Source organism: Micrococcus sp. PSi08 (assembly GCF_054960655.1).
Genome location: NZ_JBHNYP010000004.1, coordinates 36,534 through 54,760 on the forward strand (window position 1 = coordinate 36,534; position 18,227 = coordinate 54,760).

Sequence of the window (18,227 nt, forward strand, 5' to 3'; positions counted from 1 at the left end):
AGGCTACGCGCTGACCGGGGACGACGCCGGGCCGCCGCCTCAGCTCACCGCACGACCTCGTCCGCCTCGCCCGTGAGACCGAGCTTCTCGGCCACGTAGTCCACGTCCTTGTCCCCGCGGCCGGAGAGGTTGACGAGGATCCGCTCGTCCCGGCCCATCTGCGGGGCGAGGCGGATCGCGTGCGCCACGGCGTGCGCGGACTCGAGCGCGGGGATGACGCCCTCGAGCCTCGTGAGCCGCTGGAACGCGTCGAGCACGGCCGCGTCGTCCTCGGCCACGTACCGGACACGGCCCAGGCGCGCGAAGTGGGCGTGCTGTGGGCCGACGCCCGGGTAGTCCAGGCCCGAGGCGATCGAGTGCACGGGATCCGGGGTGCCGTCGTCGTCGGCGAGGACGAGGGTGGCCATGCCGTGGAGGACGCCGTCGCGGCCCTGGGTCATGGTCATCGCGTGCTCGCCCTTGGCCGAGGAGCGGCCGCCGGGCTCGACGCCCACGAGCGCGACGTCGGCGTCGTCGAGGAACGCGGTGAACGCGCCGATCGCGTTGGAGCCGCCGCCCACCGCGGCGACGACGGCGCTCGGCAGCGCCCCGAACCGCTCCTGGAACTGGGCGCGGGCCTCGCGGCCGACCACGGACTGGAAGTCGCGGATCATCGTGGGGAACGGGTGCGGGCCCACCACGGAGCCGATCGCGAACAGGTACTTCTCCGGGTCCGCCGCGTACACCTCGAACGCCGAGTCCACGGCCTCCTTCAGGGAGCGGCCCTCGCGCTCCACCGAGACCACCTTCGTGCCGAGCAGGCGCATGCGCACCACGTTGGGGTGCTGCTTGGCCACGTCGATCGCGCCCATGTGGATCTCGCAGTCGAGGCCGACCATCGCGGCCGCCGTCGCCAGGGCCACGCCGTGCTGGCCGGCGCCGGTCTCCGCGATCAGGCTGCGCTTGCCCATGCGCTTGGCGAGCAGCGCCTCGCCGATCGTGTGGTTGATCTTGTGGGCGCCCGTGTGGTTCAGGTCCTCGCGCTTGAGCACGATCCGTGCGCCGCCGAGCTCGTCGGAGAGGCGGTCCAGCGGGGTCAGGGGGGAGGGGCGCCCGACGGCGTCGCGCAGCAGGCGTCGGTATTCGGCGTAGAACTCGGGGTCCTGGCGCGCCTCGGCGTACGCGCGGGCGACCTCGGCCATGGGGCCGGCCAGCTGCGGGGGCAGGTGGGCGCCGCCGTACTGGCCGAACATGCCGTCCGCGGAGACGTCCAGGTCCGGGGTGGTGACAAGGTCGCAGGCCTCAGCGAGGGTGCGGGGTTCGGCGGCGCCTCTCAGGGCGTTGTCCTCGGGGTTGCGGTGGGTCATCGGGGGTCCTCCTGGGATGGGGCCCGCCGGAGCCGCTCATGACCGAGCCGCCCGGCAGGCGAGCGGCTCGTCGTGTCAGATGCGCATGACCGGGGCCGCCCTCAGGCGGTCCACCACTGCTGCGCGCGCATCTGCATGGGGCCAGCGTACTGCACATCGGGGCAGGCGCGAGTCTCACCATGTGGCTGCAAATCTCAGAATATGGACATCGCTCCCCGTCTCAGTGAATCGCGATTCACCCTGGATCCATGACCATCACCGCCGTCGACACCCAGTCCCTGACCGCCGAGGCCACCGCCGTGCTGGCCGCCACTCCGGGCATGCGGTACGCCGAGTTCCTCACCGCCGTCCCCGCAGTGCCCGGCATCGTGGCCGTGGTGGCCGAGGAGTCAGCCCGTGCCGCCCTGGGCCTCACCCCCGCCGCCGGTGACGTCCTCGCCGTCGACGTGGCCGACGAGAGCCTGCAGTGCCGCGAGGTGCGCGCCGCCTTCCAGTCCGGTCGTACCGGCGTCTCACCGCTGCGCCAGGCGTTCGCCGCCCTGCTGGCGGGCGAGCTCGGCCTGGACGTGGAGCGCACCAGCCCGGGTGCGGCGGGGGCGGGCTTCACCCTCACCCCGGAGTCCGAGCAGACGCTCACGGCGTGGATGCGGGAGCACCTGACGCTGCGCGCCTGGGTCGCCCAGGACGCCTCCGCCCTCGAGGGGGTCGCCCGAGAGGTGGCCGCCGACCTCGCCCCGGCCCTGCAGCCGGGCGCCCTGGAGGCCCCCGTGGCGCAGCGGGTCGCGGCCATGAGGGCCTCCGCCCGCCGGTCCGCCACGCTCTGAGCCGGCCGGTCGCCCGGGCGACGCCCTCGTCCGTGGCGCTCGGTCTCGTCGTGCCGGGAGATCACCCCGAGGCCGCTGACAGGATGGGTGCATGAAGCACGAGATCGTCCTCACCCGCGGGGACCTCACCCTGCGCCCCCTCACCCCCGACGACGGCCCCGCCCTGCGCGAGCTCGTCGACGCGGCCATGTGGGCGGGGAACAGCGCGCCCCTGCCGGTGGACGGCGCGGCCATGTCCGCGCACCTCGCCGAGCTGATCGAGCGGGAGGGCACCTTCGCGTTCGCCGTCGAGCAGGGCGGGGAGCTGGTGGGGCGCACGAGCCTCTATGACCTGGTGCCGGGGCTGCGGGTGGAGGTGGGGCACACGGTCTACGCCCGTCGGTTGTGGGGCACCTCCGTGAACCCCGGCTGCAAGCTGCTGCTGTTCGGGCACGCGTTCGAGGAATGGACGCTGGAGCGGGTGGCCCTGCGCTGCGACCACCGCAACGCCCGTTCGCACGCCGCCATCGCCCGCCTGGGGGCGACGTTCGAGGGCACTCTGCGCCGCTTCCGCCCGGCGGCGGACGGCACGATCGCCGACGTCGACTACTTCAGCGTGGTGCGCGAGGAGTGGCCCGCGGTGCGCGCCGGGCTCGAGGCGCGCCTGACCGCCTAGGGGTGTACAACGGGGGGATGCCACCCGAATCCTCTGCCCCGTCCGCCGAGCGCGGGCCCTCCCGCCCCCGCCCGGCCGACGTCGCCGCCCGCCCGGACGCCCCCTCCCCGCGGGCGACCGCCCTGCTGTTCGCGCTCGCGGTGGCCGCCGGCTCCGTGATGCCGTTGCAGGGCCGCATCAACTCCCGCCTCGCCCACCTGACGGGCGACCCCGTCCTCGCCGCGCTGTGCTCCTTCGCGGCGGGCCTGGCCGTCATGGTGCTCGTGAGCGTGCTGACGCCGCGGGGCCGCCGGGGCCTGGCCCGCATCCGCCCGGCCCTGGCCGCGGGGTCCGTGCGCCCGTGGTACGCGGTGGCGGGCGTGATCGGTGGGCTCCTGGTGCTCACCCAGTCCGCGACGATCGGTCCCCTCGGCGTGGCCGTGTTCACGGTCGCCGTGGTCACCGGGCAGGTGGTCGGCGGGATGGTCGTGGACCGGCTCGGGCTCAGCCCCGCCGGGGTGCAGCGCCTGACGCCGCGGCGCCTCACGGGGGCGGCGCTCGCCCTGGCCGCGGTCGCCCTCGTGGTGTGGCCCAAGCTCGGCGAGGCCGGCGGCGGGCCCGGCTGGGCGCTGTTGGCCCTGCTTCCCCTGCTGGCCGGCCTGGCCACCGCCGGGCAGCAGGTGTTCAACGCCCGTCAGACCACGGCCTACGGCACCGCCATCCCGGCGACCCTGGTCAACTTCACCGCCGGCGTCCTCTTCCTCGGGATCGTGTGGGGCGGGATCGCCCTGGCCTCCGGCCACGGCATGCCCGCGCTGCCGCACGACTGGCGGCTCTACCTCGGCGGCCCGCTGGGGTGCGTGTTCATCGGGGTGGGCGCCATGGTCGTCCCGCGCCTGGGCGTCTTCGCCGCCACCCTCGGTCTGGTCTCGGGCAACCTCCTGGGCTCCCTCGTGGTGGACCTGGTGGCCCCCACCGACGGATCCACGGTCACCACGACGACGGTGCTGGGCACCCTGGGCGCCCTCGCCGCCGTCGCGCTCGCGTCCTGGCCTGCGCGGCGCCGATAGCGCCGCCCGCGGCGGCAGGCCGCCGTCACCGCGCGGGACTCAGGCGCGGGCCACGGTCCCTCGCCGCCCATGTCGGCGTCCGTGCATCACGAAGTAGTACCCGGCGGCGATCACCAGCACGCCCGCCAGGGCCGCGTACATGGCGCCGTAGCCGGCCGAGGCCACGAGCCCGCCGAGGAGCACGGGGCCCAGGCCCAGCCCCACGTCCGCGAACAGCATGAGGGTGGAGATGCCGGCGCCGAGCTGATGGGAGGGCACCGCGTTCACGGCGATCGCCTGGGCCGCGGGCATGAGCGTGCCGTAGCCGAGGCCGCTCAGCGCCCCGGCCAGCACCACCTGCCAGTCGCGCGTGGCGAAGGCCAGCACCAGGAGCGCGGCCGTGAAGCAGAGGAGTGCGGGGTAGACGACGGCGTCGTCCCCCCGGCGGTCCTGCAGGGTGCCCAGGGTGAGGCGCATGACGAGCATCGCCGCGGCGTAGGCCAGGAAGAAGAGGCCGGCGCCGGCCGTGAGCCCGCGCTCCACCGAGTAGGCGTTCAGGTAGGTGAGGATCCCGGCGTAGCTCAGGCCCACCAGCAGCATGAAGCCGCTGATCGGCAGCACCGCCGGGTGCAGCACGGAGCGCAGGCGGAAGCCCACCGCGGGGGCGGGGTGCTCCAGGGGGACCTCGCCGGCGGCGCGCTCGCCGTCGACGCCCGCCGCGGCGGGCGCCTCGCGCACCAGCAGGCCCAGCACGAGGCTGACCACCGTGATCCCCAGAGTCGCCCGGAACAGCCACGCGTAGCCGATGGAGCCGGCGAGGAACAGCCCCAGGGCGGGTCCGATCGCGGTGGCCAGGGTGGTGCCCAGCGCGAGATGGCCGGTGGCCTCCGCGCGTCGCCCGTCGGGGATGGCCGCCTGAGCCAGGGCCATGACGGCGGTGCTCGCGAAGGCGTAGCTGGCGCCGTGGAGCATGCGCACCGCCACGAGGGCCGGCAGTGAGGAGGCGACGAGGTAGAGCGTGCAGGACAGCGCGACGGCGACCAGGGCCACCACCAGGACGCGGCGCTTGCCGAAGCGGTCCACCACGTGGCCGGTGACCACGCGGCTGAGGGTGGCGCCGATGACGAAGGCGCTCGAGGCCAGCCCCGCCCCGGCGTCCGAGGCGGCGAACTGCCGGACCGCGTACACGGCCATGGTGGTGACGAGGGCGTAGAACGCGAGGAACTGGAGGAAGGAGACCACCCAGGCGAGGACGAAGGTGGGCGAGGCGATGCGTTCCTGCTCGGCGATTTGCATGATGCAAAAGGTAGCATCGTTTGCATGATGCAATCACCTAAGGGGGCGTGGGCCGACCCGGTCCGCGGGATCATGTACGAGCACATGCTCCTGCTGCGGGTGGCCACGCAGGGGGTGGCCCCCTACGGCCGGTCGAGCGCGCTGGAGCGCAGCGCCACCGTGCTGCTTGCCCGCCTGGAGGCGGGCGGGGCCATGAGCGTCGCCGAGCTGGCCGAGGCCTTCGACCTCGACGTCTCCACCGTCCACCGGCAGGTGGCCGCCGCCATGAAGGCCGGCCTCGTCGAGCGGGTGGCGGACCCCGACGGCGGTTCCGCCCGGCTGCACCGCCCCACGGAGGAGGGGCGCGCCCGCCTCGCCGCGGAGCTGAGCTCCCGCGCGGACAACGTGGCGCAGATCGTCTCCTCCTGGCCAGCCGAGGACGTCGTCGAGTTCAGCAGGCTCCTGCGGCGTTTCAACGAGGGGGCGGAGGAGCGCCGGGGTCACCCGTGGCCCCGGCCGCAGACGGGCCCCGGTGCGGAGGACCCCCGGCCCTGAGCACCGCGCCCGCCCTCAGGCGCGACGGATGCGGTCGGCCAGCGCGGCCGACTCCGCCGGGTCCAGCACGGCCGCCGGATGCGGCCCCGCCGCGGCGAGGCGCTCCGTGCAGCCGGCCTCTCCCAGCGGCGCCCCCGCGGCCAGCACGACGTTGCCCCAGTCCAGGCGCTCCAGCATCCCCTGGTCCGCGAGCGTCCACGGGCCGGGCACCCCGGCCTCGGCGGCCGCCTCCTCGAGGGCGCCCAGCTCGGCGCCCAGGAAGCGCAGGCCGGCGTCGTCGCCGATGTTCACCAGCAGCACCCCGCCCGCCGTCAGCAGCTCGAGCAGCTCCCCGTGGAACACGGCGCCGCGCAGGTGCTCGGCGCCCTCCTCGCCGGTGCCGATGTCCAGCACGACGGCGTCGAACCGCTCCCCGTCCATCGCGAGGTCGACGGCGGCCAGGCGCGCGTCCGCGACCACGGAGACGAGGTCCGTGCCCGCCGGCAGGGGCAGTTCGGCGAGCACGAAGGACACGAGCTCCCGGTCCAGGTCGACCACCGTCTGCTCCGAGCCGGGTCGGATCGCCTGGAGGTAGCGCGGCAGGGTCAGCGCGCCCGCGCCGAGGTGCAGGACCCGCACCGGCGCACCCGCCGGAGCGACGCCGTCGAGCACGTGGGCCATGCGGCGCAGGTACTCGTAGCGGATGCGCGCGGGGTCGGCCAGGTCCACGTGGGACTGGACGGCCCCGCCGATCTCCAGGACGAACCCGCCGAACTCGTCGGGGGCGATGCGGGCGTCCACGCCCGACGTGGACAGGTGGACGGTGCGGCCGGAGGGGGAGGGCTGGGCGGGCATGCCCCCAGCATCCCACCCCTCAGTACGCTGGACGGATGAGTCAGAACGTCCTCACCGTCTACGGCGCCGACTGGTGCCGCGACTGCCTGCGCACCAAGCGCCAGCTCGACGAGCTCGGCATCGCCTACGACTACGTGGACCTCGTCGCCGACCCGGCCCAGGCCGATGCCGCCGAGCGGATCTCCGGCCGGAAGAACATCCCCGTGGTCGTGTTCCCCGACGGCGACCACCAGGTGGAGCCGACCAACGAGGAGACCGCGGCCAAGCTCACCGCGCTGGGCCTGATCTGAGGTCGGGCCGCCCCCGGCGCGAGCCCCGCCGGCGCTCTCGGCGGATGCGCATCGGGGGTCTACGCTCTCCCCATGGAGCACATCGACGAGACCGCCCTGCCCGCCCCCGAGGACCGCGTCGTGTCCGCGACCCGTCACGTCGACGCGCCGGCCGGCGTCGTCTTCGAGCTGATCGCGGACCCGGCCCGCCAGCCCGAGTGGGACGGCAACGACAACCTGGCCGAGGCCGCCCCCGGGCAGCGGGTGACCGCCGTCGGGGACGTGTTCGTCATGACCCTGCAGAAGGGCGTGGACCGCGCGAACCACGTGGTCGAGTTCGAGGAGGGCCGTCGCATCGCCTGGAAGCCCTCCGAGGTCGGCGGGGAGCCGTTCGGCCAGCTCTGGCGGTGGGAGGTCGACGGCGACGACGACGGCGGCTGCCGCGTCACCCACACCTATGACTGGACGCGGCTCGCCGACCCGAAGCGCATCCAGAAGGCGCTGCGGACCGGAGAAGAGCAGCTCCGCGCGTCGATCGACCGGCTCGCGGAGCTGGCCGAGCGCCAGGGCTGAGGGCAGGCGACGCCCGCCGCCGTCGCGCGCCCCGCGCCGCCGTCAACGGTTGAGTCGCTCGCCGGTCTCGGCGTGGAACAGGTGCACGCGCTCCGGGTCCGGGACCACGTGCACCACGGACCCCTTCTCCGGCGCCGTGTAGCCCACCGTCCGCAGGGTGATGAGCCGCTCCTCGCCGCCGATCGTCGCGTGACCGTACACGTACGCGTCCGCGCCGAGCTCCTCCACGGTGTCCACCTCCACGGGCAGGCCGGCGGCGTCGTCGCTGACCACCAGGTTCTCGGGGCGCACGCCGAGGTCCACCGCCGTGCCGGCGTCGGCCAGATCCTCCCGCGGCACGGGGATGACCGTCTCGCCCCAGTGCACGCCCTCGTGCGTGGCGGGCATGCGGAAGATGTTCATGGCGGGGGAGCCGATGAACCCGGCGACGAACACGTTCATCGGGCGCTCGTAGAGGTTGCGCGGCGTGTCCACCTGCTGGAGGCGGCCCTCCTTGAGGACCGCCACCCGGTCGCCCATGGTCATGGCCTCGGTCTGGTCATGGGTCACGTACACGGTGGTGGTGCCCAGGCGACGGGTCAGGTTGGCGATCTGGGCGCGGGTCTGCACGCGCAGCTTCGCGTCCAGGTTGGAGAGCGGCTCGTCCATGAGGAACACCTGCGGGTCGCGCACGATCGCCCGGCCCATGGCCACGCGCTGACGCTGGCCCCCGGAGAGGGCCTTCGGCTTGCGGTCCAGGTACTCGGTCAGGTCCAGCAGCTTTGCGGCGTCCTCGACGCGGCGGCGCCGCTCGTCCGCGGGGACGCCGGCGATCTTCAGGGCGAAGCCCATGTTGTCCGCCACGGTCATGTGCGGGTACAGGGCGTAGTTCTGGAACACCATCGCGATGTCCCGGTCCTTGGGGTCCACATCGGTGACGTCCCGGTCGCCGATCAGGATGCTGCCGTGGGAGAGCTCCTCGAGGCCGGCGAGCATGCGCAGGGAGGTGGACTTGCCGCAGCCGGAGGGGCCCACGAGCACGAGGAACTCGCCGTCGGCGATCTCCAGGTCGAGGGAGTCGACGGCGGGGCGGGGGGAGCCGGGGTACTGGCGGCTGGCGGAGCGGAAGGTCACGGAGGCCATGGTGGGGTTCCTTTCACGGGCAGGTACGTGCCCGACGGTCCAAGGTGAAGGAGAGGGATGGGTGAGGGTCGGGGCTGACGGTCTACGGCGGCGCGGTGCTCGCTCTCGGCCGCAAGGCCAGGTGGTGCATGATCCGATGGGGGTGGGCGGCGCCGTCGAGGGCGCCGAGCGCCAGGCGGACGGCGCGGCGGCCCTGCTCGAGCGGGTTCTGGTCCACGGTGCTGATGCCCAGGCGGGCGGCCTCGGGGTGGCCGTCCAGGCCCATCACGGACACGTCCTCGGGCACGCGCAGCCCCAGGGAGTGGGCTGCCATCCAGGTGCCCATGGCCATCTCGTCCGAGATGCACATGACCGCCGTCGGCCGGCGCCGCGGGTCGGCGAGGAGGGCGCGCGCCTGGTGGTAGGTGCCGCCGATGGTGAAGTCCGCGGGCACCATCCAGTCGGCCGGCGTGCGCACCCCGGTGGCGGCGAGGGCGTGCAGGAACCCGCGGGTGCGCTCGGTGCTGACCTGGAACTCGATGTCCTCGTCCACGCGGCCCACGTAGGCGATGTCCCGGTGTCCGAGCTCCAGCAGGTGCTCGGTGGCCATCCGTGCGGCGCGGGCGTGGTCCACCTGGACGGCGGTGAACCAGTCCGGCAGGGTCTCACCCGCCGGCAGGCGGCCGCCGACGGCGATCACGGGCAGGCCGAGGCGTTCGAGTCCGGCGAGCTCGAACATGCTCAGCCGGAACGAGAGGGTGATCAGGGCGTCCAGCCGCCGTCGAGGCAGCAGGTCTGAGATGACCGTGGACCGACGCTCCGGGTCCTGGCCGACGTCGTAGAGCGTGAGGTCGTACCCGTGTCGCACGAGCTCGTCCGCGGCGCCCTCGAGCACGGCGGCGAAGAACCACCGGTGGACGGAGGGGGTCACCAGCCCGATGTTGCGGGTGCGGCCCGAGGCGAGCGAAGAAGCGGCGGAGTCCGCCACGTAGCCGAGCGTGGCGACGGCCTCCTGGACTCGGGTGCGCGTGGCGACCGCCACGGGGCCGGAGCCGGTGAGGGCACGGGAGGCGGTGGCGGTGGAGACCCCGGCCATGCGGGCGACGTCCTTGATGCCGACCATCGGCGGTCCTCCTCCCGGTTCGTGGGGTTCTGTGGCGGGGCGGGTGCACGACGGCGGCGGGCCGGGGGTCGATGCGTGGCACCAGAGTACGGCACGGCAGGCGCGGTGGTGGAAGCGCTTCCATTCCCGTTTCAGCCGGTCTTGACCGCCGCCCTCATTCCCGCATGGCCGTGTTCATGCGGGAGCGCACGTCTGTGTGGCACATCACAGTGGAAGCGTTTACACTCCTGGGGACTGACTCCTTCAGCCGCCGGGGGCAGGCGCCGTCTCACCGCGGAGCCCACGTCGGCGACGCAACGGCCGGCGCATGCCGCGGGCCGCCACCCCTCGTGAAAGGCACACCATGCAGTCGACGACGACCGGCGGCCTCCTCCGCCGCCCGCTCAGCCTGACCCTCACCGCGGCGTTCTCCGCCCTTGCGCTCACCGCGTGCGGCGGCGGCTCCTCCGCCCCGGCGTCCTCCTCCCCGGCCGGCGCCACCGAGCAGGGCACGGCCGCCGCGTCCCCGAGCCAGGACCTCTCCGAGGCCGGCGCCACCACCATCACCATGTGGGTGGACCAGAACCGCCAGGAGCCGCTGCAGGCCGTGGCGGAGGACTTCAAGGAGGATACCGGGATCACGGTGGATCTCGTGGTCAAGGACAACTCCACGATGAAGGACGACTTCATCACCCAGAACCCCACGGGCGAGGGCCCGGACGTGATCGTCGGCGCCCACGACTGGATCGGCTCGCTCGTGCAGAACGGCACCATCGAGCCCCTTGAGCTGGGCGAGAGAGCCGGCGACTTCGTGGAGTCCTCCGTGCAGGCCGTCACCTATGAGGGTCAGACCTGGGGCGTGCCGTACTCCGTGGAGAACATCGCCATCCTGCGCAACACCGAGCTGGCCGAGTCCACCCCGGCCTCCTTCGACGAGATGATCGCGGAGGGCCGGAAGGCCGTCGACGCCGGCGAGGCCGAGTACCCGTTCGTGGTGGGCCTGGACGCCGTCAACGGCGACCCGTACCACTTGTACCCGTTCCAGACCTCCATGGGCGCCCCCGTGTTCAAGCAGGCCGAGGACGGCTCGTACGACACCGGCTCGCTGGCCATGGGCGGGCCCGAGGGTGAGGCCTTCGCCGAGAAGCTGGCCGAGTACGGCGAGTCCGGGGTGCTGAACCCGAACATGACCGCGGACATCGCCAAGGAGCAGTTCAACTCCGGCAACGCGGCCTACTTCATCACCGGCCCGTGGAACATCGAGGAGGCCGAGGCGGCCGGCGTCGACTTCGAGGTCGAGGCCATCCCGTCCATGGGCGACCAGCCGGCGCAGCCGTTCGTGGGCGTCAACGCCTTCTTCGTCTCCTCAGAGTCCGAGAACCAGCTGGCCGCGAATGAGTTCGTGGTCAACTACCTCTCCACCGAGGCGGCCCAGGACGCGCTCTTCGCCGAGGGCAAGCGTCCCCCGGCGCTGACCGCCTCCTTCGACAAGGCGGCCTCGGACGAGACCGTGAAGGCGTTCGGCGAGATCGGCGAGAACGGCGTCCCCATGCCGGCGGCCCCCGAGATGGGCGCGGTGTTCGAGTTCTGGGGCGGCGCCGAGATGAGCATCATCAAGGGCGAGGGCGACCCGGTCCAGACCTGGCAGAAGATGATCTCCGACATCGAGGGCCGCATCGGCCAGTGATCCGGCGCGGTCCACCTCCGGCGTCCCCGCGGGGACGCCGGAGGCGGACCGTGGCCCTGCGCCCTCGGGGCGCGCATCCCCCCCTTCCACGGCAGGCCCTCGGGCCGGATGAGGAACCATGAGCCCGTCTTCCACCGCGTCGGACCGGTCCGACGCCGCCACCGCCGCCCTCGACGACGCCGCGCGCCGCACCGGCCCGGGCCGCCGTCGTCGTGCGGACGCCCGGGGTACCGAGGGCCTCGGCGGCACGCTGGCCAAGATCGTCCTGCTGGGCCTCGTGGACGCCTTCGCGGCGTTCCTGCTGTTCCAGCTCGCGGCCGCGGGGGACTGGGTGGTGTTCGCGCTGACCCTGGCGGTCACGATCGGCATCAACTGGATCTACCTGCGCCGCGGCGGCCTGCCGGCCAAGTACCTCGCCCCCGGCCTGTTCTTCCTGATGCTGTTCCAGGTGTTCGTGGTGGTCTACTCCTCCTACGTCGCCTTCACGAACTACGGCGCCGGGCACAACTCGGACAAGGCCGCGGCGATCGAGATCATCCAGCGCTCCTCCTCCATCCGCGTGCCGGACTCCCCGGTGTACGACATCACGGTGCTGGAGGAGGGCGGCGACCTCTACCTGCTGACCCTGCGGGACGGGGAGCCCGTCCTCGGCGGCGCGGACCAGGCGCTGGAGCCGGTCGAGGCCCAGATGCAGGACGGGGAGCCGGTGGGGGTGGAGGGGTACACCACCCTGCGGTTCGGCGACCTGCTGCAGCGTCAGGACCAGGTCGCCCGCCTGAAGGTCCCGCTGAGCGACGACGCCGCGGACGGCACCCTGGAGACGCGCGACGGCTCCCGCGGGTACGTGTACGCGCCGCGTCTGGAGTACGACGAGGCCCGGGACACCTTCACGGACCTCGAGAGCGGCGTGGAGTACCGGGACAACGGCGAGGGCCAGTTCCAGGCGGACGACGGCAGCACGCTGCAGACCGGCTGGCGGGTGTTCGTCGGCCTGGACAACTTCACGCGCGCGTTCACCGACCCCGAGCTGCGCGACCCGCTCCTGCGGGTCACCGTGTGGACCTTCGCCTTCGCGTTCCTGAGCGTGGCCACGACGTTCGCCGTCGGGCTGCTGCTGGCGATCGCCTTCAACCGTTCGGACATGCGCGGCAAGAAGGTCTACCGGGTGATGATGATCCTGCCGTACGCGTTCCCGGCGTTCCTGTCCGGCCTCGTGTGGGCCGGCCTGCTCAACCCGGAGTTCGGCTTCGTCAACACCGTGTTCTTCGGCGGCGCGGACATCCCGTGGCTCACCGACCCGTGGCTGGCCCGGCTGTCGGTGCTCGTGGTGAACCTGTGGCTGGGCTTCCCCTACATGTTCCTGGTGACCACGGGCGCCCTGCAGTCCCTGCCCGAGGACGTGGACGAGGCCGCCCGCATGGACGGCGCCGGCCCGTGGCGCATCTTCCGCTCCATCAAGCTGCCCCTGCTGCTGGTCTCGGTGGCGCCGCTGCTGATCTCCTCGTTCGCGTTCAACTTCAACAACTTCAACATCATCTACATGCTGACCGGCGGCGGACCGCGGTTCCCCGACGCGGGCTCGAACATCGGCGCCACAGACCTGCTGATCACGGTCGTCTACAAGACGGCGTTCAGCGGGGTGGGGCGCGACTACGGCCTGGCCTCCGCCCTGTCCATCGTGATCTTCCTGATCGTGGCGACCATCTCGGCGATCAGCTTCCGGCAGACCAAGGCGCTCGAGGAGATCGACAAGTGAGCATCCCCCAGGATTCCGGACGGCCCCGGCCGGACGCCCCGACCTCGCCCCTCGCCGCCGCCCTGGCGCAGCAGGAGACGGACCCGCTGCGCTGGGAGGAGGACCCGGCCCCGCCACGACGCCGCCGCTCGTTCGGCCGCTGGATGCGGGAGCTGGGCTGGCGTCACGCGGTGGGCGTGCTGGCCAGCGCGTTCGCACTGTTCCCGCTGCTGTACGTGCTGTCCGCGTCGCTCGACCCGACTGGCACGATGGCGAGCTCGAACCGGCTGTTCTCCTCGTTCAGCGGGCAGAACTACGTGGACCTGTTCAGCGACCCGAACCGGCCCTTCGGCCGCTGGTTCCTCAACACGATGGTGATCGGCGTCATCACGTCCGTGATGACGGTGTTCCTCGGTGCCCTGGCCGCCTACGCGTTCTCCCGGATGCGGTTCACGGGCCGCCGCGTGGGGCTGCTGACGCTGCTGCTGGTGCAGATGTTCCCGCAGCTGCTCGCGGTGGTGGCGATCTTCCTGCTGCTGACCTACATCGGCAACCTGGTGCCCGTCCTGGGCATCGGCTCGCAGCTCGGCCTCATCCTCGTGTATCTGGGCGGCGCGCTCGGGGTGAACACGTACCTGATGTACGGGTTCTTCAACACCATCCCGCCGTCGCTGGACGAGGCTGCCAAGCTCGACGGTGCCTCGCACGCGCGGATCTTCTTCTCGATCATCCTGCGCCTGGTGACCCCCATCCTCGCGGTGGTGGCCCTGCTGTCCTTCATCACCACGGTCTCGGAGTTCGTGATCGCCTCCGTAGTGCTCACGGACCCGTCCGCGCAGACGCTCGCGGTGGGCCTCTACGGCTACGTCTCGGAGACCCGCTCCGAGAACTGGGGCGTGTTCGCGGCCGGCGCCGTGCTGGCGGCCCTGCCCGTGATGGCGCTGTTCCTGTTCCTGCAGCGGTACATCGTCTCCGGCCTCACGGCCGGCGGCGTGAAGGGCTGAGCCGACGACGGCGGTGGGAGGGGCGCCCGCCCCTCCCGCCTCACGGCAACGCCAGCCGGAACACCTTCTTCCACGCGGAGCCCACCTGCCGCAGCAGCGGGCCGGTCGTGTACGGCAGGCCGTAGCGGGCGCAGATCTCACGGACCTGGGGCGCCACCTCGGCGTACCGGCTGGACGGCAGGTCCGGGAACAGGTGGTGCTCCACCTGGTGGGAGAGGTTGCCGGTCATGAAGTGCATCAGCTTCGAACCGGAGATGTTCGCGGAGCCGATCATCTGCCGCACGTACCAGTCGCCGCGGGTCTCACCGTCCACCATCTCCTCGGAGAACGTCTCCGCCCCCTCCGGGAAGTGCCCGCAGAAGATGACCGAGTGCGCCCAGATGTTGCGCAGGCCGTTGGCCAGCAGCGTGCCCGCGAGCGTGGCCTTGCCCGAGCCGGTCAGCACCTCGGCGACGGCTGGCGTGGCCACGTAGTCCTTGGCGAACTGCCGGGCCGCCTTGACGCCCACGGAGCGCAGATCCGTCATCAGCTCCTCGCGGGACTTCTCCCCGCTCTGCACGCGGTCCAGCTCGAGGTCGTAGAGGGCGATGCCCCACTCGAAGATCGGGGCCAGCCCCGCGTTGATCACGGGGTTGAGCAGGTGCCGCGGCTGCCACGGCTCGGACTCGTCCATGCGCAGCACGTTGTAGCCCACGTCCCGGTCCTTGCCGACGACGTTGGTCCAGCGGTGGTGCAGGTCGTTGTGGGTGTTCTGCCAGGCCCGCGACGGCGTCACGAAGTCCCACTCCCACGTGGTGGAGTGGATGTCCGGGTCGCGCATCCAGTCCCACTGGCCGTGGAGCACGTTGTGCCCGATCTCCATGTTCTCCACGATCTTCGCGACCGTGAGCATGGCCGTGCCCGCCACGAACGCGGCGGGGTGTCGTGCGTTGAGCAGGAGGGCGCGGCCGCCGAGCTCGAGCCGGCGCTGCCAGCGGATGACGCGGCGGATGTAGGCCGCGTCGGAGGTGCCGCGGCGGGCGAGCACGTCGTCGCGGATCGCGTCCAGCTCCCGGCCCAGCTCGGCCACCTGCGCGTCCGTCAGGTGGGCGGCGCCGGGCGGGCGCACCGCCGGGCTCCCGACGACGCCCGGCAGTCCCGGCGTCGTGGCGGCGGCGGTGGAGCGGGACGTGGCGGCACGGGACTCGGCGGTGTGGGGAGCCCAGCTCGTGGTGTCGGGGCGGTCCTGCGGCAGGACCCGGGCGGCGCGGCCGCGCACGGTGGTGCCGGGGATGGCCAGGGCCAGATCGTCCGGGGCGGTGGCGCCGGTGCGGCTGGGGGTGGTGGGTGTCTGGGTCATGCGGTGCTCCTGGGGACGGGAGGCGGGGGATGGTCGGGGAGGCCCGGGTCTCGGCCGGGTGTCAGGTTCAGAGGTCGAGGCTCAGCGGGCCGGCGGCGGCGCTCACGCAGGTCTGGATCAGCTCGCCGGGCTCGCCGTGGACTTCGCCGGAGCGCAGGTCGGTGACCTGGCCGGAGCGCAGGGGGGTCAGGCAGGCGTGGCAGATGCCCATGCGGCAGCCGGACGGGGCGGCGACGCCGGCCTCCTCGGCCACGATCAGCAGCGGCACGTCACCGGGAGCGTCGGCCTCGGCGTCGGCGTGCTCGAACACCACGCGGCCGCCCGCGCCGGCCACGCCCGCCGCGAAGTCCGCACGGAAGCGCTCGATGCGCAGGTCCTCGCCGGCCTCGCGCCGCCAGAGGTCCTCGGCGTCGTCGAGGAACTCGGCGGGGCCGCACGCGTAGGCGGCCCGGTCGCGCCAGTCGGGGCACAGGTCCTCGAGCTCGGCGGGGGAGGACAGGTCCAGGCGGCCCTCGTCCGCGGTGTGGCGGTGCACCACGCGCAGGCCCGGGAACTGGTCGGCCAGCTCGGCGAGCTCCTCGCGGAACAGGGCGTCCTCGGGGGTGCGGGAGGAGTGGATGAGCACGACGTCGGCGTCCGCGCGGGCCGGCACGAGCGTGCGGATCATGGACATCACCGGGGTCAGGCCCGAGCCGGCCGTGAGCATCAGCAGGGCGCGCGGCTCGTCCGGGAGGGTGAAGTCGCCCTCGGGGACGTCGAGGAACAGGACGTCGCCGGGCTTCGTGCGGCGCACGAGCGTGCCGGAGACGAGGCCGATGTCGGACACCGTGATCTCGGGGTCGGCGCCCGCGGGAGCGGAGAGCGAGTAGGAGCGCCACTGGCGCACGCCGTCCACGTCCACCCCGATGCGGGCCCACTGGCCGGCGTCGTGGGCCCGCCAGCCCGGGCCCGGGCGGAAGGCGATGGTGGCGGTGCCGGGCGTCTCGCGCGTCACGGAGGTGACCACGCCGCGCAGCTGCCGCGAGGAGTGCACGGGGTCGAGCAGGCTGAGGACGTCCTGCGGGGCGAGCGGGTGCAGGAGCGTCGACGCCAGACGGGAGAACAGAGACGGGCCGACCATGGCTCCAGTCTATGGCTCGGCATGCCGCAGTTCTTCGTCTTCAGCGTACGATCTGGGCCATCACTTCATCGCGAGGAGACAAGATTGAGTGTGACGCAGACCACCCCCGCCCCCGACTGGCGCCCGCCCTGGCAGTCCCTCCCCGACGACCTCGCGGAGCGCCTGGCCCCGGCGATCCCCGGGATCATGGAGCGCATCATCGAGACGGTCCCGGACCAGATCCCCGCCTACGCGGCGGCGCGCGACGGCCACTACGGCAAGAACCTCACCGCCGGCGTGACCACCGCCCTCGAGCAGCTGATGAGCCTGCCCGGCACCACCCGCCCGGCCCTGAACAGCGAGTCCCGCGTCCTCATGGCCCGCCTGGGGGCCGGCGAGTTCCGCGAGGGGCGCTCCATGGACGCCCTGCTCGGCGCGTACCGCACCTCCGCGCGGATCGTGTTCCGCGAGCTCTCCGCCGAGTGCGCGCGCCTGGGCCTGGAGATGTCCGTGGTGATCGAGCTGGGCGAGTCCATCTGGGCGTACATCGACGAGCTCTCCTCCGTCAGCGCCCAGGCGTACGCGGAGGCGCAGTCCGCCCAGGCGGGCGTGCTCGAGCTGCACCGCGCCGCCCTCGCCACCGCCCTGGTCCGGGGCGGGACCGAGGAGAAGGAGGTGCAACGGCTGGCCGCGCTCGCGGACTGGCGGCTGCCGCGCCGGCTGGCGGTGGTGGTGCTGCCCGCGGACGCCGGCGTCGCCGTCCGGGAGAGGCTGGGCCGGGCCGGGCTCGTGGTGGAGCGGGACTCGGAGGTGGTCGCCGTGATCGACGCGACGCCCTCCCAGGGCCGCCGCGAGCGCATGCTGCGCCTGCTGGCGGGGACGGCCGCCGTCGTCGGGCCGGCCGTGGACTGGCCGCTCGTGCCCCACTCCTACCGGGTGGCCCGCACGCTGGCCGTCCAGGAGGCGGCGGGCCGGACGGCGGAGCCCGCGCAGGGGGAGGACGACGACGGCGCCCCGTCCCCGATCCTCGCCGCGGACCACCTGGCGCGCGTGGTGCTGGGGGCCGAGCCGCGCGTCGTGACGCAGCTGGCCGAACGCGTGCTGGCGCCCCTGGACGAGGTGAGCGAGGCGAAGCGGGCGGTGCTGGAGGAGACCCTGCTCGCCTGGCTCACGCACTGGGGCCAGCGGGCGCCGATCGCCGCGGAGCTCGGCGTGCACCCCCAGACCGTGGGGTACCGGGTGGGCCGGCTGCGCGAGCTGTTCGGGGAGGCCCTCGAGGACCCCGACGCGCGGTTCGACCTGGAGATCGTGCTGCGGGCGCGGCGGGACGGGGTCGGGTGAGCGGGGCGGCAGGGGGTGCCGTCTGACGGGGGCCTTCACTAGCGTGGGTGGACCACGCATCCCGACGAGGGACCCCGACGAGAGAAGAGGGACAGTGCCATGACGAACGCCCCGAACCGCGACGAGCTCCCCCTGCCGGACTACGACCACATCCCCAACGGCACGCTGCCGACCCGGATCACCGGCCTCGACGAGTCGCAGGTGGAGCAGCTGCTCGCCTACGAGCGCGCCCACGGCGACCGCCTGCCCGTGGTGCAGGTCCTCGAGACGCGGCTCGAGGCGCTGCGCTCCGGCGCCCAGCCCTCCGGCGATCAGGTGCCGGACACCCCGGAGGTCGGCGGCTCCCGCACCGGCTCGCCCGTGACCCCGGAGACGAGCGGCCCGCCCGTGGAGCCCCTGAGCCGCGGCATCCCGGCCGACCCGCAGCACCCCGGCAACCGCTGAGCCGGCCGGGCGTCGC

Annotated in this window: 18 protein-coding genes; 11 read left to right on the plus strand and 7 right to left on the minus strand. The window is 73.2% G+C overall.

All coding sequences use genetic code 11. From position 1 onward, the window contains the following. Window positions 1–44: 44 nt before the first annotated feature. Window positions 45–1,346 (minus strand): tryptophan synthase subunit beta, encoded by a 1,302-nt coding sequence (trpB, locus tag ACFI33_RS02120; RefSeq protein WP_201749612.1) that lies wholly within the window; start codon window positions 1,344–1,346, stop codon window positions 45–47. A 248-nt stretch (window positions 1,347–1,594) separates the two neighbouring features. Between trpB and ACFI33_RS02125 the strand changes: the two genes are divergently transcribed. The 3 genes from ACFI33_RS02125 (at window position 1,595) to ACFI33_RS02135 (ending at window position 3,874) form a co-directional block, all read left to right on the plus strand. After that, entirely contained in the window at window positions 1,595–2,170 is a 576-nt protein-coding gene (locus ACFI33_RS02125) for a hypothetical protein (protein WP_049144900.1), read from the plus strand. A gap of 91 nt (window positions 2,171–2,261) precedes the next feature. Further along, window positions 2,262–2,825, plus strand: coding sequence for a GNAT family N-acetyltransferase (locus ACFI33_RS02130; protein WP_127435473.1), 564 nt, complete (start codon window positions 2,262–2,264; stop codon window positions 2,823–2,825). A gap of 17 nt (window positions 2,826–2,842) precedes the next feature. Beyond that, window positions 2,843–3,874 (plus strand): DMT family transporter, encoded by a 1,032-nt coding sequence (locus ACFI33_RS02135; RefSeq protein ID WP_127435474.1) that lies wholly within the window; start codon window positions 2,843–2,845, stop codon window positions 3,872–3,874. A 39-nt stretch (window positions 3,875–3,913) separates the two neighbouring features. On the opposite strand, the gene ACFI33_RS02140 is transcribed toward ACFI33_RS02135, so the two are convergent. Continuing rightward, window positions 3,914–5,149, minus strand: a complete 1,236-nt coding sequence (locus ACFI33_RS02140) for an MFS transporter (protein WP_127435475.1) — start codon at window positions 5,147–5,149, stop codon at window positions 3,914–3,916. A 24-nt stretch (window positions 5,150–5,173) separates the two neighbouring features. On the opposite strand from ACFI33_RS02140, the gene ACFI33_RS02145 reads away from it, so the two are divergent. Beyond that, window positions 5,174–5,683: a MarR family winged helix-turn-helix transcriptional regulator gene (locus tag ACFI33_RS02145; RefSeq protein ID WP_127445973.1), complete on the plus strand. Its 510-nt coding sequence runs from the start codon at window positions 5,174–5,176 to the stop codon at window positions 5,681–5,683. Between the two features lie 15 nt (window positions 5,684–5,698). Here ACFI33_RS02145 and ACFI33_RS02150 read toward each other — a convergent pair whose 3' ends face one another. Continuing rightward, complete coding sequence (locus tag ACFI33_RS02150) at window positions 5,699–6,517, minus strand: spermidine synthase (RefSeq protein ID WP_462623704.1); 819 nt, start codon at window positions 6,515–6,517, stop codon at window positions 5,699–5,701. A gap of 35 nt (window positions 6,518–6,552) precedes the next feature. On the opposite strand from ACFI33_RS02150, the gene ACFI33_RS02155 reads away from it, so the two are divergent. After that, a complete protein-coding gene (locus ACFI33_RS02155; protein ID WP_127435156.1) occupies window positions 6,553–6,807 on the plus strand; it encodes a glutaredoxin family protein in 255 nt (84 codons plus the stop codon). Between the two features lie 72 nt (window positions 6,808–6,879). Continuing rightward, on the plus strand, window positions 6,880–7,359 hold the full coding sequence (locus tag ACFI33_RS02160) for an SRPBCC family protein (protein WP_051995337.1): 480 nt from the start codon (window positions 6,880–6,882) through the stop codon (window positions 7,357–7,359). A gap of 42 nt (window positions 7,360–7,401) precedes the next feature. Here ACFI33_RS02160 and ACFI33_RS02165 read toward each other — a convergent pair whose 3' ends face one another. Next, the gene (locus tag ACFI33_RS02165; protein WP_020624545.1) at window positions 7,402–8,481 is read right to left on the minus strand and encodes an ABC transporter ATP-binding protein; all 1,080 of its coding nucleotides are present in this window, start codon (window positions 8,479–8,481) and stop codon (window positions 7,402–7,404) included. An 82-nt stretch (window positions 8,482–8,563) separates the two neighbouring features. Next, a complete protein-coding gene (locus ACFI33_RS02170) occupies window positions 8,564–9,583 on the minus strand; it encodes a LacI family DNA-binding transcriptional regulator (RefSeq protein ID WP_115165643.1) in 1,020 nt (339 codons plus the stop codon). Window positions 9,584–9,926: 343 nt separating this feature from the next. On the opposite strand from ACFI33_RS02170, the gene ACFI33_RS02175 reads away from it, so the two are divergent. The 3 genes from ACFI33_RS02175 (at window position 9,927) to ACFI33_RS02185 (ending at window position 13,988) form a co-directional block, all read left to right on the plus strand. Further along, a complete protein-coding gene (locus ACFI33_RS02175) occupies window positions 9,927–11,249 on the plus strand; it encodes a sugar ABC transporter substrate-binding protein (protein ID WP_127435157.1) in 1,323 nt (440 codons plus the stop codon). Between the two features lie 118 nt (window positions 11,250–11,367). Beyond that, window positions 11,368–13,005, plus strand: coding sequence for an ABC transporter permease subunit (locus tag ACFI33_RS02180; RefSeq protein WP_020624872.1), 1,638 nt, complete (start codon window positions 11,368–11,370; stop codon window positions 13,003–13,005). A 62-nt stretch (window positions 13,006–13,067) separates the two neighbouring features. Further along, complete coding sequence (locus tag ACFI33_RS02185) at window positions 13,068–13,988, plus strand: sugar ABC transporter permease (protein ID WP_041104154.1); 921 nt, start codon at window positions 13,068–13,070, stop codon at window positions 13,986–13,988. Between the two features lie 40 nt (window positions 13,989–14,028). Here the strand turns inward: ACFI33_RS02185 and ACFI33_RS02190 are convergent, their stop codons facing one another. Together ACFI33_RS02190 and ACFI33_RS02195 are read right to left on the minus strand one after the other, a co-directional pair. Continuing rightward, complete coding sequence (locus ACFI33_RS02190) at window positions 14,029–15,327, minus strand: fatty acid desaturase family protein (RefSeq protein WP_020624874.1); 1,299 nt, start codon at window positions 15,325–15,327, stop codon at window positions 14,029–14,031. 67 nt (window positions 15,328–15,394) lie between these two features. Beyond that, window positions 15,395–16,447, minus strand: a complete 1,053-nt coding sequence (locus ACFI33_RS02195) for a ferredoxin reductase (protein ID WP_020624875.1) — start codon at window positions 16,445–16,447, stop codon at window positions 15,395–15,397. Between the two features lie 90 nt (window positions 16,448–16,537). On the opposite strand from ACFI33_RS02195, the gene ACFI33_RS02200 reads away from it, so the two are divergent. Then, window positions 16,538–17,767 (plus strand): PucR family transcriptional regulator, encoded by a 1,230-nt coding sequence (locus ACFI33_RS02200; RefSeq protein ID WP_020624876.1) that lies wholly within the window; start codon window positions 16,538–16,540, stop codon window positions 17,765–17,767. A gap of 99 nt (window positions 17,768–17,866) precedes the next feature. Continuing rightward, the gene (locus ACFI33_RS02205) at window positions 17,867–18,211 is read left to right on the plus strand and encodes a hypothetical protein (RefSeq protein ID WP_010079880.1); all 345 of its coding nucleotides are present in this window, start codon (window positions 17,867–17,869) and stop codon (window positions 18,209–18,211) included. The last annotated feature ends 16 nt before the right edge of the window (window positions 18,212–18,227 follow it).